Genomic DNA, 14,360 nt, shown 5'->3' with positions numbered 1-14,360 from the left:
AACGGAACTCCTACCGCGACTCCAGAAAGGTGAGAACCGCCAGGACACGGCGGTGGTCGTCGGCGGCCTCCGGAAGGCGGAGTTTGCCCAGGATGCTGCGGACGTGCTTCTCGACGGTGCCCTCGGTGACCCACAGCCTGCGGCCGATGCCGGCGTTGGAACGGCCCTCCGCCATGAGCGCCAGGACCTCGCGCTCGCGGTTGCTGAGGACGGACAGCGGGTCGTCACGGCGCTGCGCCGAGAACAGCTCGTGCACCAGGGAGGGGTCGACGACCGAGCCGCCCTTGTGGATGCGGTCGAGGGCCTCGATGAAGTCGTCGACGACCGTGACCCGGCTCTTGAGGAGATACCCGATCCGGTGCCCGCCGGCCAGCAGCTCCAGGGCCTCTTCGACCTCGACGTACGCCGAGAGGACGAGGATGCCGGTGCCGGGGTGGCGCTCCCGGATCGTACGGGCCGCCTTGAGGCCCTCGGTGGAGTGGTCCGGGGGCATCCTGATGTCGACGATCGCGAGGTCGGGCCGCTCGGTGTCGACCAGTTCCAGGAGCCGTTCGGCGTCACCGGCCTGGCCCGCCACCTCGTAGCCCAGGCGTTCGCACAGACTCGCCAGGCCCTCTCTGAGCAGGACGTCGTCGTCCGCGAGAACGACCCGTCCCCGCGCGGTCTGCTGCGATGCGTCCATCGTCTCGGCTCCCCTTGCCCGACCGGTGCCGTGCGCCACGCACAGCCTGCCGGACCCGGTCGGGTACGGCTAGCGGGTAAGGGAATTGGGGGGTGACCGTGACGACAAGGGGCCGGGTCCGGGCGATTCTCGAAGCAGTGCGGACGCGAGCGGACCGGCAGCCCGGGGTGAGGGGTGACGGGCCGCGGGTCGGAAGGGCTGCGGGAGATGCGGCGGACACGGGCGGAGAGACGACGGCCGTCGGTCCGTGTACGCCGATATGAGGACGACGTCCGGTCCCCGAAGGACTTCCTGGACCCCCGGGACCCGGACACAGTGCGCGCCGAGCAGCTGCGCGCGAGTCCCTCGCGGCAGCCCTGGAGCCGGACGGTCGCCTCTCCGTCCGAGAAGACCGCCCGAGGCGTACGCAACGTCACCGAGTCCACGCTCCCCCGGCCTGGACCCCAGCGCGTACGCCTCGGGCGGTCACCCCTCCGTCCGGGGCAGCGGCAGCCGTACGGTGAGTGTCGTGCCCTCTCCCGGTGGGCTGTCGACGCGCAGCTTGCCGCCGATCGCCTCCACCCGGTCGACGAGTCCGATGAGCCCGGAGCCGTGCCCGGGGTCGGCGCCGCCCACTCCGTCGTCGGCGATCGTCACCTCCAGGACGTCGTCCTCGGCCCGCGCGGTCACCTGCACGAAGCTCGCGCGCGCGTGCTTCGCGGCGTTGGTGAAGGACTCGGACGTCACGTAGTAGACGGCGACCTCCGTCTGTTCCGGGAGGCGGCCCGGGGGCAGCCGCAGGTCGAGTTCCACCGGGACGGCCGAGCGGCGGGCGAGCGCGCGCAGGGCGGGGCCCAGGCCGCCCTTGGAGAGGATCGCGGGGTGGATGCCGCGCGCGACCTGCAGCAGGTCGGTGAAGGCGTCGTCCAGGCCCTTGGCGATGTGGTCCAGTTGCTCGGCGAGTTCCTCCGGCTGTTCGTCCAGCATCGACTGGGCCGTTCTGAGGTCGAGTTGGAGCGAGACGATCCGCTGCTGGACTCCGTCGTGCAGATCGCGTTCGATACGGCGCCTGGAGGCGTCCCCGGCGGCCACCACGCGCGCGCGTGACGCCGTGAGCTGGTCGCGGCTGTCGGCGTTGGCGAGGGCGGTGGCGACGAGTTCGGTGAAGTCGGCGAGCCGGGACTCGGTGCCCGGGGGCAGCGGTTCGGGTCCGGCGGCGGTCGCGACGACGGCACCCCACAGCCGGTCGTCCACGACGATGGGGGCGCCCACCGAGCGGCCCACGCGCGCGGGGCGGGCGGTGCGGGCCACCTCCGCCGCAGCCGCCGTCGCGGCCGTGTCGGCCTCGGCGTCGGGTCCGTGGGCGGAACCGAGGACGGTGGCCGTTCCGTCGGCGCCGTAGCGCAGGACGGCGGCCGAGCCGCTGCTCAGGACCTTTCCCACCTGGTCGGCGACTTCGGAGAACACCTCGCGCGGTGGCACCCCGCGGGCGACGAGGGTCGCGACCCGGCGCAGGGCGGCCTGTTCGCGGGCGGCGCGGCGGCTCTCGGTGACATCGCGTGCGGCGGCGTAGATCAGGCCCTCTCCGGCGACCGGGCGGGCGCTCCACTGGAGCCAGCGTTCAGTGCCGTCGTCCCGGAGGAAGCGGTTCTCGAACTCGCCCAGTTCGACGCCGCCCGCCAGCCGGTCGAGGACGGCACGTGTGCGTGGCCGGTCCTCCGGGTGCACGAACTCCAGCCACGGTCTGCCGAGCAGGGCTTCGGCGGAGTGGCCGAGGGTCCGCTCGAAGGCGGGGTTCACCCGCTTGAAGTAGCCGTCGAGTCCCGCGATGCACAACAGGTCGAGGGAGAGGTGGAAGATGCTCGCCAGTTCCTGTTCGGCCTTGTCGCGTCGCCCGTGGGCGGCGGCGAAGGACGCCATGGTGCCGTTCATGCCGCCCAGCAGCTGTGCCCAGGTCCCCTCGAAGGCGACGACGTCCGCGCGGTGGCCGAGCCGGTTGTCGTCGATCGCCGCGCTCATGGTGTTGATCTCGGCGGCGAGCCGTCCGGTGGTGACCCGCAGTTCGCGGAACGTGTCGGCGACGGCGCCGAGTTCGTCCCGGCCCGCGTACCGGATGTCGTACGACAGGTCTCCCTCGGAGAGCGCCCGGGCGCCCGCGGAGACCTCGCTGAGCGGACGGGTGATCGACAGCCGCAGGGCCAGGGCGAGGACGGTGACGGCGGCCAGGACTGCCAGCGACACGGTGAGGTCGCGGGCCTCACGCGCGCGTGCGGCGTCCAGGTCGCGTGTGGCGTCACGGCCCAGTTCCGCGGCGGCCCGGTGCTGGATGACGCGCAGCGTCTCGATGCGCCGAGTGGAGGCGGTCAGCCAACCGGCGTACGTGGGCCAGGCGTTGCGCTGGGCGTGCGGGTCGGCGAGGGTCTCGCGGGTCTTGCGGACCACGAGGCCGGGGTGCTGGAGGAGGACGACGTACAGCCTGCCCTTGAGGCCGGCGGGCGCGGTCTGGTCGAAGTCGTCCAGGAGCGCCTTCTCCAGGGCGGACCAGCGGTCCGTGGCGGTGGGGTGCGCGGCGTCGGGGGCGGCGAACAGGACGGCCAGCTCGGTGCGTTCGCGTTCGGCGGCCTCGATGGCGTTCAGGAGCGCAATGTGGGCGTCGGCGGCCTGGCCCGACGCGCGGGTGGGGCGGCCGGACTCCAGGGTGGCGGCCAACTCCAGGAGGTCGTTCTCGATCGTGTCGTACTGGTCGGCGAGTTGGGGCGCGGTGAGGGAGCCGGTCCCGGTCTGGAGCCGCAGGGCGCGGAGTTGACGGCCGCGGGCGTCGAGGCGGCCCGGCACGTCGGGCGGTCCGGTCCAGCCGGCGGTGTCGAGGAGGGCCGCGTGCAGGGCCCCGTCGGTGGCGTGCTGGGCCCCGGTGCGTTCCTTCAGCGTGGCCGGTCCGGGGCGCAGCCGGGCCTTCACGGCGGCGATGCGTTCCCTAGCGAGCGCGTCGGTGAGCGCGGTGGTCCGGAACGACAGCTCGGTCGCCGTACGGAAGTCCCGGAGGGTCTGCGCGTCGTGCCACTGCGAGACGGCGCCGAACGCGGTGAACGCCATCATGCCGGTCACCGGGAGCAGCACCAGGAGCATCAGCTTGCGCCCGACGCGCAGCCGGGCGAGGAAGGGGATGCGGAGGGCGGCGGGGGGCCGGGGGCGGCGCATGGCGGGATCTCAGCAGCGGCCGGCGGGTGGGGAGTGCGGGTGGTGGTCGGTCACGTGCTCAGCCTGCCCCGAACCAGCCATGATCGTCAGGGTCTTGGAGAGGACGGGTACCACGAAGGCGGGCACACGCGCGTGGCGCTCGGGGCGGGCACGCACGCGTGGCGCCCGTTTTCACGATGGGTTCATCGGATACCCGTCGTGTGCCGCGAGGTCCTTGTCGATCGCCTTGGCGGCCTCGTCCAGGGTGGCCCGGACCGGCGCCCGATCGAAGATGATCTTCGCGAAGGCGCGGGAGAACGCGTCGGTGATCGCCGGGTAGGCCGGCGTCTGCGGCCGGGGGCGGGCCACACCGTCCCGGAGCTGCTCGATGAACAGGTGCTCGGGTCCGCCGGGGGCGTACTGCGGCGAGAGTTCGATCGCGCTCTCGGTGGCCGGGATCGCCCCGTTGGCCACGGTCATCCGGTGCACCTGGGCGGGCTGGAGCAGGAAGGACAGGAAGCGCCATACGGCGTCGCCGTCGGCGTCGCCCGCCGGAACCCCCCACTGGAAGGAGCCCATGCCGGTGACCGTGCCCTGGCCGAAGTCGGGCAGCGGGACGATCGTGACGTCCCCGGGGAAGGCCTTGTTGAATTCCGGATAGGTCCAGTGGCCGCACCAGGAGATCGCACTGCGGCCACTGACGAACGCCTTGTCGTCCTTGACCATGTCGATGAGCCCCGCCTTGGCCCAGTTCTGCAGGGTGGTGAGCGCCTCGACCGAGCCGGGGCCGTTCACATAGCCGTCGGCGGTGCGGTGGTTCGCGGGCTCGATGAGGTCGCCGCCCGCCGACCACACGGCGGGCGCGAAGCCGTAGGTGTTCCACTCCTGGCCCGGCTGCGAGTAGACGAGCCGCAGGTCGAGCGGCGCCTTGTAGCCCTGGGTGCGGAGCTTGCGGAGGATGCCGGTCAGTTCGGTGGCCGTCCAGGCGTCCTTGGGGCCGGTCGGGATACGTATTCCGGCCTTCTTCATGACGGACTTGCGCACATACAGGCCCATGCCCGAGTCGAAGGTGCCGATGCCCCACAACCTGCCCGCGTAGGTGCCCTGTTGACGGATCGTCGGCAGCAGGTCGGCGCGGACGCCCGCCGGCACGCAGGAGTCGATCGGCCGGAGCTTGCCCGACCAGGCGTAGCTGTAGAGGTTGGGCCCGTCGAAGTCGAGGAGGTCGGGCAGGTCCCCGCTGGCGGCGGCGGAGAGCACCAGGTCGTTGTAGACCCGGTCCTTCGGGAGGGTGACCAGCTCGACCCGCACCTGCTTCTGCCGCTTGTTGAACTCCTTCACCTGGCTCTGCAGCGTGGTGGACTCACCGCTCGGGCCCGCGTGGAACCACACGGTGATGTGCGCGGTGCCGTCGATCTTCCCGTCGCAGGTGGTGTCCTTCGGGGACGCGCTCGCCCCTTTGGCGTCGCTCCCGCCGCCGTCGCACGCGGCCAGCAGCAGGGCCGCGCACAGCGCCCAGGGCACCAGCGTGCCCCGTACCCGGCGAACCGCGGGCCACGCGCGCGTGGCGCTCGTACCGCTCATGGCACACCCCCACTCGACCGGACGACCAGGCCTCCCCAGGGCGCCGACATGCTACCGCCCGTCGTATCGCCATCGCCCTGTGTGCACGAGAACCTTCGTTCACGGCACGGGACTTCAGCACTTTCCGGCTAGCTGGAAAGCGCGACCGACCACTGGTTGGCAAGCTGTGGACATGTCGCTGCGCTGTCTCCTCGTCGATGACAGCGCCCGGTTCCTGGAGGCGGCCCGCGCCCTGCTGGAACGTGGCGGAGTCGAGGTCGTCGGCATCGCCTCGACGGGCGCGGACGCCGTCTCCCGGGCCCGGGAGACGGCCCCCGACGTCGTTCTGGTCGATCTCGACCTCGACGGCGAGAACGGCTTCGACGTCGCGCGCCGCCTGGTGGGTGACGTACCGGCCGTGATCCTCATCTCGACCCACTCCAGGGAGGACTTCCAGGAACTGATCGCCGCCAGCCCCGCGCACGGATTCCTGCACAAGTCGTCCCTGTCCGCGCGGGCGATCAGGGACGTCCTGAACGACGACGGGCCGACCGCACCGCCCTGAGCCCACCCACCACGACTCGGCCAGGTCACACCCGGCTGTTGGGCGACAGGTGTTGTCGGGACTTGGTCAACACGCTTCAATGCGGGGGAACTCGGGGCGTGAACGACGGCGTACGGATGTGAAGACCCTTCTCCGGCGCCGACGGGGGCCCCGAAGCAACCCGCGTGAACGGCCTGACCAGCCGTTGTGAACATTCACAGAAAGGGCCCCTGCATGCCGCACGCCACACAGCAGGCGGATGTCGCCACCGCGGAACTCGACTCTGCCCTGCGCGGCGGCCCCTTCCACGTCGCACTGCGCGCCGCCATCGCCGCCCGCGGACTGCCACTGCAGCGCGTCCAGCACCATCTGACGCGCTACGGGGTCAAGGTCGGCGTCACCAGCCTGAGTTACTGGCAGCAGGGCGCCCGCCGCCCGCAGCGCCCCGAGTCGCTGCGGGCCGTACGGGCGCTGGAGGAGATACTCCAGCTCCCGGAGGAGTCCCTGATCCGGCTGCTCGCCGAGGCCGAGGAACGCTCCGTCGCCGCCCGCCCCGCGGCCCGCTCCTACCGCTCCTTCGTCGAGGCCTCGGGCGTCCTGGAACAGCTGCTCGCCGAGCTGGAGTCCACGCCCGACAGCGGGCTGCACACCTTCGGGCACCACGAGCGGGTGCGCGTCGGCCCGCGCCGCGAGCTGGCGAGCCGCGAGTCGCACCACATCGTCCGCGCCCACCGGGACGGCATCGACCGCTTCATCGCCGTCCACTACGGCGACCCGGGCTGCACCCCGGAGCAGATGACCGTGCACGCCCTGGAGAACTGCCGCACGGGCCGCGTCCGCCGCCACCACGACACCGGCATGCTGGTCGCCGAGTTCCTCTTCGGCACCCGGTTGCGCTCGGGAGATACGTTCCTCTTCCGCTACGGCGTCGAGGACGGCACCGCCGGCGTCTCCCGCGAGTACGTCCGGGACTTCGGTTCCGCGGGCGGCCAGTACGCGCTTCAGGTGAGCTTCGACGAGAACGCGCTGCCGACGCGCTGCCACCGTTTCACCCAGCACTCGGCGGCGGCCCCGCGCAGCGGCCGTCAGGAGCTGCGCCTGACCGGACACCACTCGGTGCACCTCGTGGAGCCGCGGATGCGGTCGGGGATCGTGGGCATCGGCTGGGACTGGGAGTGAGCCGCCGCGGCCTCGGCTCCCCAGGGGTCGGGCGCCCGGCTCCGCGACGATCCTGCCGTTCTCGGCGCGGCTGACGACGTTGTGATCCCGGTGGAGCTCGGCACCGCCCTTGGTGACCTCGCCCTCCGCGCCGAGCTTCACGGGCCCGGTCGGCGTCACGGAGGCCCCTGAGCCGCCGCTCGAACAGGCGGCGAGCCCTGACCCGGCGACGATACCCACGGTGTTCCACCCGTTTCGCGATGGGCTCACCGGAGAGGCGCTCACGGTACGTAAACGTTTGCGCAAGCGTTTACGTCGAGCAGCGGATGGGATACGGTCCCGGCCGGAAGACCCGCCGCAATTCAGGGACTCGGGGAGGGGACCTGCGATGGCCACCATGGCCGATGTCGCCCGCAGCGCCGGTGTGTCCGTAGCGACCGTCTCGCACGTCCTGAACGACACCCGCCCGGTGCTGCCCGGCACCCGGCAGGCCGTGCTGAGCGCGATCGAGGAACTGGGCTACATCCCCAACACCCTGGCCCGCTCCCTGGTGACGTCCCGCACCCGCTCCATCGGCCTCGCGGTGTCGGCGATCAGCAACCCGTACTTCACGGAGATCCTCCAGGGTGTCGAGGCCGGCGCCCTGGAACACGGCTACAGCCTGCTCATCGCCGACCCGCACGACGACCCGGAGCACGAGCTCAAGGTCGTCCAACTCCTGCACGAGCGCCGGGTGGACGGCATGATCGTCGCGCCCTCGGCGAACCCCGACGCCCTCGTCGCCCACCTCGGGCGGCACTCCGTACCGACGGTGTTCCTGGACCGGCTGGTCGAGGCGCCCTCGGACGACCCGTACCCCTCCGGCCAGACGGGCGCCTCCGACCGAGCGGGCGCCTTCGACCAGGTGTGCGCCGAGAACATCGAACCGACGGCACAGCTGGTCACCCACCTCGCCGGACTCGGCCACCGCCGTATCGGCCTCGTCGCGGGCCTGCCCGGGCTCAGCACCACCGACGAGCGGATCGCCGGATACCGGTACGGCCTCGCCGCCGCCGGACTCCCTTACGACGAGCGGCTGTTGGCGCACGGCGACTCCGAGTCGGCCGCCGCCGAGCGGGCCACCGCGGCCCTGCTGTCCCTCGCCGCCCCGCCCACGGCCCTGGTCGCCGCCAACAACGCGATGACGATCGGCGCCCTGCGTGCCCTGCGCGAGCGCGGTCTGGCCGTCCCCGGCGACCTGGCGCTGTGCTGCTTCGACGACTTCGCCTGGGCCGACCTGTTCGAGCCCCGGCTCACCGCGATCGCCCAGCCCAGCAAGGAGATCGGCGCCGAGGCCGTACGGCTGCTGCTGGACCGGCTCGCCGCGCCGGACCGGCCCGCCCGTGTGCTGCGGCTCCCCTGCGCGTTCGTCCACCGCACCTCGTGCGGCTGCCCCGACCAGCCCGAGAAGTCCACGAAGGGAAACGTCTCGTGATCGTCGTCGCCGGTGAGGCCCTGATCGATCTGGTACCGCAGGGCCCGGGCGCCCTCGCGGTCCTCAAGCCGGCGCTCGGCGGCGGCCCCTACAACACCGCCGTCGCCCTCGGCCGCCTCGGCTCCGCCACCGCCTTCTGCTCGCGCGTCTCCCACGACGCGTTCGGCGAGGCCCTGCTCGCCGGGCTGCGACAGGCCGACGTGGACGTCCTGGACGTGCAGCGCGGCCCGGAGCCGACCACGCTCGCGGCGGCCACACTCGACGCGAACGGCTCGGCCACCTACTCCTTCTACGTCGACGGCACCGCCGACCGGCTCTTCGCGATGCCCTACACGCTCCCCGCCGAGACCGAGGCGGTGTCCTTCGGCACCTGTTCGCTCGTCCTGGAACCGGGCGCGAGCGCCTACGAGGAGCTGATGCGGACCACTGCCGCGCAGGGCGTGTTCACCGCGCTCGACCCGAACATCCGGACCGGTCTGATCCCCGACGCGGACGCCTACCGCGCACGCTTCAGAAGTTGGCTGCCGCACGTGTCGCTGCTGAAGCTCTCCGAGGAGGACGCGCTGTGGCTCGGGGGCAATCCCGTCGAGTGGCTGGCCGCCGGTCCCTCGGCCGTGGTGATCACCCAGGGCGGTGACGGTCTCACCGCGTTCACCCGGGACGGCAAGGTGTATCCGGTGCCGGGCGAGAAGGTCGACGTCGTGGACACGATCGGGGCCGGCGACACCGTCAACGCGGCGCTGCTGCACGGTCTGTCCGCCCGGGACGCGCTGTCCCCGGAGGGGCTGGCCGGCCTCGGCCACGACGGCTGGACCAAGTTGCTGCGGTACGCGGCACGGGCGGCGGCGATCACGTGCTCGCGGGCGGGGGCGGAACCGCCGTACGCTTCCGAACTGGGCGATCTGTAGCGGGCGTTGAGCGGATGCGGCGCCTCGCGGGGATTGCCCACGAGGCGCCGCATCGGTGCCCTTGCTCCGGTCAGGCCTTGCGGGCCCGCGTCGTCTTCTTCGCGGGCGTGGCCTTCTTGGCAGGTGCCGCGGTCTTCTTCGCGACCGCCGCCGTCTTCTTGGCAGCCACCTTGCGCGGGGCCTTCACAGGGGCTCCGTCGCTGATCCGGTCGGCATCGAGGATCTCGCGCAGGAACTTGCCGGTGTGGCTGGCCCCTACCGCGGCGACCTGCTCCGGTGTGCCCTCGGCGATGACGAGTCCGCCGCCCGCGCCGCCCTCGGGGCCCATGTCGACGACCCAGTCGGCCACCTTGATCACGTCGAGGTTGTGCTCGATGACGATGACCGTGTTGCCCTTGTCGACCAGTCCGCCGAGCACGGTGAGGAGCTTGCTGATGTCCTCGAAGTGCAGGCCGGTGGTGGGCTCGTCCAGGACGTAGACCGTACGGCCGGTGGAGCGGCGCTGGAGCTCGCTTGCGAGCTTGACGCGCTGAGCCTCACCGCCGGACAGGGTGGTCGCGGACTGGCCGAGCCGGACGTAGCCGAGGCCGACGTCCTTGAGGGTGTTGAGGTGGCGGGCGATCCCGGGGACCGCCTCGAAGAACTCCGTGGCCTCCTCGATCGGCATGTTCAGGACGTCGGCGATGGACTTGCCCTTGTAGTGGACGTCCAGCGTCTCCCGGTTGTAGCGGGCGCCGTGGCACACCTCGCACGGGACGTAGACGTCCGGCAGGAAGTTCATCTCGATCTTGATGGTGCCGTCGCCCGCGCAGTTCTCGCAGCGACCGCCCTTGACGTTGAAGGAGAAGCGGCCGGGCAGATAGCCCCGCACCTTCGCCTCGGTCGTCTCCGCGAACAGCTTGCGGACGTGGTCGAAGACTCCGGTGTACGTCGCCGGGTTGGACCGGGGGGTACGGCCGATCGGCGACTGGTCGACGTGCACGACCTTGTCGACGAGGTCGTCGCCGTCCACGCGCGTGTGCCGACCCGGCACGCTCCTCGCGCCGTTCAACTCACGGGCCAGGTGCGTGTACAGGATGTCGTTGACCAGGGTCGACTTGCCGGAGCCGGAGACGCCGGTGACCGCGGTGAACACACCCAGGGGGAACGAGACGTCGATGTCCTGGAGGTTGTTCTCCCGGGCGCCGTGCACCGTGAGCCGGCGCGAGGGGTCGAGCGGGCGCCGGATCTCGGGCAGCGGGATGGCCTTCTTGCCGGACAGGTACTGCCCGGTCATCGACTCCTCGTTGGCGAGCAGCTCCTTCAGGGAGCCGCTGTGCACGACCTTGCCGCCGTGCTCGCCCGCGCCGGGGCCGATGTCGACGATCCAGTCGGCGACCTTGATGGTGTCCTCGTCGTGCTCCACGACGATGAGCGTGTTGCCCATGTCGCGCAGCCGGACCAGGGTCTCGATCAGCCGGTGGTTGTCGCGCTGGTGCAGGCCGATGGACGGCTCGTCGAGGACGTACAGGACGCCGACGAGACCGGAGCCGATCTGGGTGGCCAGGCGGATGCGCTGGGCCTCGCCGCCGGAGAGGGTGCCGGCCGCGCGGTTCAGCGAGAGGTAGTCGAGGCCGACGTCGACCAGGAAGCGCAGCCTCTCGTTGCACTCCTTCAGCACGCGCTCGGCGATCTTCTTGTCGCGGGCGTCGAGCTTCATCCCGCCCAGGAACTCCGCGCAGTCGCTGATCGACATGCTGGAGATCTCGGCGATCGACTTGTCCATGATCGTGACCGCGAGGACGACGGGCTTCAGGCGGGTGCCGTGACAGGTGGGGCAGGGCACCTCGCGCATATAGCCCTCGAAGCGCTCCCTGCTGGCGTCGCTCTCCGCCTCGCCGTGCCGGCGCTTGACGAAGGGGACGGCGCCTTCGAAGGGCGTCGTGTAGACACGCTCACGGCCGTACCTGTTGCGGTACCGGACCTCGATCTGCGTCTTGTGGCCGTAGAGCAGGGCCTTCTTGGCGCGCTGCGGGAGGCCCGCGAAGGGGATGTCGGTCCGGAAGCCCAGCGCGTCCGCGAGGGCGCCGATGAGACGGCCGAAGTAGTCCTTGGTGTGGCCGTGCGACCACGGGTGGATGGCGCCCTCGTCCAGGGACTTGTCCTCGTCCGGGACGATCAGCTCGGCGTCGACCTCCATGCGTGTGCCGATGCCGGAGCACTCGGGGCAGGCGCCGAAGGGCGAGTTGAAGGAGAAGGAGCGGGGCTCCAGCTCCTCGAAGGACAGGTCGTCGTACGGGCAGTACAGGTGCTCCGAGAACATGCGCTCGCGCTCGGGGTCGTCCTCGGGGAGGTCGACGAAGTCGAGCACGACCATGCCGCCGGACAGGCCGAGGGCGGTCTCCACGGAGTCGGTGAGGCGGCGCTTGGCGGAGTCCTTCACCGTGAGGCGGTCGATGACCACCTCGATCGTGTGCTTCTCCTGCTTCTTCAGGACGGGCGGTTCGGAGAGCTGGATGGTCTCGCCGTCCACGCGCGCGCGGCTGTAGCCCTTGGTCTGGAGGTCCGCGAACAGGTCGACGAACTCGCCCTTGCGCTCGCGCACCAGCGGCGACAGGACCTGGAAGCGGCTCCCCTCCGGCAGCGCCAGGACCTTGTCGACGACGGCCTGCGGCGACTGGCGCGTGATCGGCCGGCCGCACTCCGGGCAGTGCGGCTTGCCGATGCGCGCGAAGAGCAGACGCAGATAGTCGTAGACCTCGGTGATGGTGCCGACCGTCGAGCGCGGGTTGCGCGAGGTCGACTTCTGGTCGATGGAGACCGCCGGGGAGAGACCTTCGATGAAGTCGACGTCCGGCTTGTCCATCTGGCCGAGGAACTGGCGGGCGTACGAGGAGAGCGACTCCACGTAGCGCCGCTGGCCCTCGGCGAAGATCGTGTCGAAGGCCAGGGAGGACTTGCCCGACCCGGACAGGCCCGTGAAAACGATGAGCGAGTCGCGTGGAAGGTCGAGCGAGACATTCTTCAGATTGTGCTCGCGCGCGCCACGGACGATGAGACGGTCGGCCACGCCGGTCCGCACCTTTCTTGAGAGAAGTGACAGGGGCGGGGCCCCCGTCGTTCTCAGACTAGGGGGAGCCACTGACAACGCCGGTCGGAATCCCGGCCGAGGCATAACAACCTCCGGCCTTCCAGCATGCCCGACGCCGCACCCGACGATATAGCACGCGCATTCGATTTATGGCACTGCTTCACCACCTTCACCCAAAGGTGTGGCGGGGCTAGGGTCAGCAGCATGATTGATCACGCTCATGACCTGGCGTCTGTACACGACGCGACCGAGCGGGTGCTCACCGCAGCCGCCGCACTGGACAACGCCTCGGCCGCCGAGCCGTCACGGCTCCCCGGCTGGAGCCGCAATCACGTCCTCGCCCACCTCGCCCGCAATGCGGACGCCCTCGTGAACGTCCTCGAAGGGCGCCCCATGTACGCGACGGCGAGCGTCCGTGACGCCGACATCGAGCGCGACGCCCCGCGCCCGCTCGACGTCCAGCTCGCCGATGTGCGCGAGAGCGCGGCCGGCTTCCAGGCGGTGGGCGCGGCTCCGGCGGACTGGTCGCGCCAGGTGGAACTGCGCAACGGGGTCGTCGACACCGCTTCCCGGATCCCGTTCCGGCGCTGGGTCGAGGTCGAGCTGCACCACGTGGACCTGGGGATCGGGTACGAACTGGAGGACCTGCCCGAGGAGTTCACCCGGCGGGAGATCGACTTCCTCGCCGAGCGGTTCACCGGACACCCCGAAGTGCCGTCGACACACCTTTCGGACGGCACGCACGCGTGGAGCACGGGCCGGCCCGCCGAGAAGCCCGAAGTCACCGTCACCGGCAGCCCGGCGGATCTGCTCGGCTGGCTCTGCGGGCGCCGCGACGGGTCCGGTCTGACGGTCGACGGCGGCTCCTTGCCGGCGCTTCCCCCGCTATAGGGTGACCGCCATGACGTACAGCGGAGAGGTGACGGTCGGCGGTCCGGCGGACGTGCATGAGCTCACGGACCTGATGATCACCAAGATCGCGGTCGGGCCCATGAACAACAACGCCTATCTGCTGCGCTGCCGAGCCACGGACGAGCAGTTGCTGATCGACGCGGCCAACGACGCGGAGACCCTGCTCGGCACGATCGGCGACGACGGCATCGCGTCCGTCGTCACCACCCACCAGCACGGCGACCACTGGCAGGCGCTCGCCGAGGTCGTGACGGCCACGCGCGCGCGTACCCACGCGGGCCGCGAGGACGCCGACGGCATCCCCGTGCCGACCGACGTCCTGATCGACGACGGCGACACGATCCGGGTGGGACAGGTGGAGCTCACCGCGCGTCACCTCGTGGGCCACACCCCGGGCTCGATCGCGCTCGTCTACAACGACCCGCACGGGCATCCCCATGTGTTCACCGGGGACTGCCTGTTCCCCGGGGGTGTGGGCAACACCTGGAAGAACCCCGAGGCGTTCGCCAGCCTGATCCACGACGTCGAGACGAAGATCTTCGACGCGCTCCCGGACGAGACGTGGGTCTACCCGGGACACGGCAACGACACGACGCTGGGCGCGGAGCGTCCGCATCTGCCGGAGTGGCACGCGCGCGGGTGGTGAACCACCGGGTGTGAAGCGGTTCACGCGCGCCCCGTGTGAATCCTTCGCACGCGCCGGTGCCGTACGCGCGCTCCCGGCGCACATGGTTGCGCGGTCAACTGGAAGCAGCCCCGCTCAGGACGACGGCTCCTGCGCGGATGGGCCGCCGGTCCATCGATCCCCGCCCTCGACCGGCGGCCCCGGCAAACGCGTCGCGGGCGGGATCGCACAGGAACTGTTCACAAGAACGCAACGCCCGTTCCCAATA

10 protein-coding genes are annotated in these 14,360 nt (G+C 71.1%); 6 read left to right on the top strand and 4 right to left on the bottom strand.

Annotation, left to right across the window (positions count from 1 at the left end):
* Positions 1-10 precede the first annotated feature (10 nt).
* The 3 genes from OC490_RS24055 to OC490_RS24045 all read right to left on the bottom strand — a co-directional run bounded on the left by OC490_RS24055 (position 11) and on the right by OC490_RS24045 (position 5,422).
* Positions 11-682 carry a response regulator transcription factor gene (locus OC490_RS24055; RefSeq protein WP_200712142.1) on the bottom strand — a complete coding sequence of 224 codons (672 nt, stop codon included), beginning with the start codon at positions 680-682 and terminating at the stop codon, positions 11-13.
* A 465-nt stretch (positions 683-1,147) separates the two neighbouring features.
* Complete coding sequence (locus OC490_RS24050; protein WP_262060052.1) at positions 1,148-3,859, bottom strand: PAS domain S-box protein; 2,712 nt, start codon at positions 3,857-3,859, stop codon at positions 1,148-1,150.
* A 171-nt stretch (positions 3,860-4,030) separates the two neighbouring features.
* Positions 4,031-5,422 (bottom strand): extracellular solute-binding protein, encoded by a 1,392-nt coding sequence (locus OC490_RS24045; protein ID WP_262060051.1) that lies wholly within the window; start codon positions 5,420-5,422, stop codon positions 4,031-4,033.
* Between the two features lie 172 nt (positions 5,423-5,594).
* Between OC490_RS24045 and OC490_RS24040 the strand changes: the two genes are divergently transcribed.
* The 4 genes from OC490_RS24040 to OC490_RS24020 all read left to right on the top strand — a co-directional run bounded on the left by OC490_RS24040 (position 5,595) and on the right by OC490_RS24020 (position 9,485).
* A complete protein-coding gene (locus OC490_RS24040) occupies positions 5,595-5,966 on the top strand; it encodes a response regulator (protein ID WP_262060050.1) in 372 nt (123 codons plus the stop codon).
* Positions 5,967-6,179: 213 nt separating this feature from the next.
* Positions 6,180-7,124 (top strand): hypothetical protein, encoded by a 945-nt coding sequence (locus OC490_RS24035; RefSeq protein ID WP_262060049.1) that lies wholly within the window; start codon positions 6,180-6,182, stop codon positions 7,122-7,124.
* Positions 7,125-7,491: 367 nt separating this feature from the next.
* Entirely contained in the window at positions 7,492-8,577 is a 1,086-nt protein-coding gene (locus OC490_RS24025; protein ID WP_262060048.1) for a LacI family DNA-binding transcriptional regulator, read from the top strand.
* Positions 8,574-9,485 carry a carbohydrate kinase family protein gene (locus OC490_RS24020; RefSeq protein WP_262060047.1) on the top strand — a complete coding sequence of 304 codons (912 nt, stop codon included), beginning with the start codon at positions 8,574-8,576 and terminating at the stop codon, positions 9,483-9,485. Before OC490_RS24025 ends, OC490_RS24020 begins: the two co-directional genes overlap by 4 nt.
* 70 nt (positions 9,486-9,555) lie before the next feature.
* On the opposite strand, the gene uvrA is transcribed toward OC490_RS24020, so the two are convergent.
* Complete coding sequence (gene uvrA / locus OC490_RS24015; RefSeq protein ID WP_262060046.1) at positions 9,556-12,534, bottom strand: excinuclease ABC subunit UvrA; 2,979 nt, start codon at positions 12,532-12,534, stop codon at positions 9,556-9,558.
* A 225-nt stretch (positions 12,535-12,759) separates the two neighbouring features.
* Here uvrA and OC490_RS24010 point away from each other — a divergent pair, with 225 nt between their 5' ends.
* Together OC490_RS24010 and OC490_RS24005 are read left to right on the top strand one after the other, a co-directional pair.
* Positions 12,760-13,446 (top strand): maleylpyruvate isomerase family mycothiol-dependent enzyme, encoded by a 687-nt coding sequence (locus OC490_RS24010; RefSeq protein WP_262060045.1) that lies wholly within the window; start codon positions 12,760-12,762, stop codon positions 13,444-13,446.
* Positions 13,447-13,456: 10 nt separating this feature from the next.
* Entirely contained in the window at positions 13,457-14,113 is a 657-nt protein-coding gene (locus tag OC490_RS24005; protein WP_262060044.1) for an MBL fold metallo-hydrolase, read from the top strand.
* Positions 14,114-14,360 lie beyond the last annotated feature (247 nt).

The sequence above is a fragment of the Streptomyces sp. STR69 genome, from assembly GCF_024519455.1.
In the GTDB taxonomy this organism is placed as follows: domain Bacteria; phylum Actinomycetota; class Actinomycetes; order Streptomycetales; family Streptomycetaceae; genus Streptomyces.
This window is presented reverse-complemented; position numbering and strand designations above follow the sequence as displayed.

Coding starts and splice junctions, on each gene's coding strand:
- OC490_RS24055 (WP_200712142.1), bottom strand. CDS start 682: ATGGACGCATCGCAGCAGACCGCGCGGGGACGGGTCGTTCTCGCGGAC.
- OC490_RS24050 (WP_262060052.1), bottom strand. CDS start 3,859: ATGCGCCGCCCCCGGCCCCCCGCCGCCCTCCGCATCCCCTTCCTCGCC.
- OC490_RS24045 (WP_262060051.1), bottom strand. CDS start 5,422: ATGAGCGGTACGAGCGCCACGCGCGCGTGGCCCGCGGTTCGCCGGGTA.
- OC490_RS24040 (WP_262060050.1), top strand. CDS start 5,595: ATGTCGCTGCGCTGTCTCCTCGTCGATGACAGCGCCCGGTTCCTGGAG.
- OC490_RS24035 (WP_262060049.1), top strand. CDS start 6,180: ATGCCGCACGCCACACAGCAGGCGGATGTCGCCACCGCGGAACTCGAC.
- OC490_RS24025 (WP_262060048.1), top strand. CDS start 7,492: ATGGCCACCATGGCCGATGTCGCCCGCAGCGCCGGTGTGTCCGTAGCG.
- OC490_RS24010 (WP_262060045.1), top strand. CDS start 12,760: ATGATTGATCACGCTCATGACCTGGCGTCTGTACACGACGCGACCGAG.
- OC490_RS24005 (WP_262060044.1), top strand. CDS start 13,457: ATGACGTACAGCGGAGAGGTGACGGTCGGCGGTCCGGCGGACGTGCAT.